The organism is Rhizobium sp. SVR5-2C (assembly GCF_056755115.1).
In genome coordinates, this window is record NZ_JBNDHT010000635.1 from 1 (window position 1) to 232 (window position 232).

1 protein-coding gene is annotated in these 232 nt (G+C 64.2%); it reads right to left on the reverse strand.

What is annotated here, in order from left to right; genetic code table 11:
• Nucleotides 1-182: hypothetical protein (locus ACPYOI_RS37200; protein WP_481424323.1), on the reverse strand; the 182-nt coding region annotated here is incomplete at its 3' end.
• Between the last annotated feature and the right edge of the window lie 50 nt (nt 183-232).

A 232-nucleotide genomic window follows, 5' to 3' on the forward strand; every position in this document is an offset into this window, starting at 1 on the left:
GGGGAGGAGTAGACGTCTGAAAAAGATAAGGTTCCTGCGGACGTTGTGGGCGCCTCGAACCTCAGGGATGCAGCGGCGCGCTGGCAGGCGATGGCAATCCGCATCTTGCTCGGCGGCGGCGGGGATGACACGTTGAGCGGCGGTGCGAACAGCGCGGCAGATGCAGAAAGCAGCAACGCCACGACTGACACTCGGGAGCCAAGAAGCGCAGACGGCGGAGACGGTGACGACT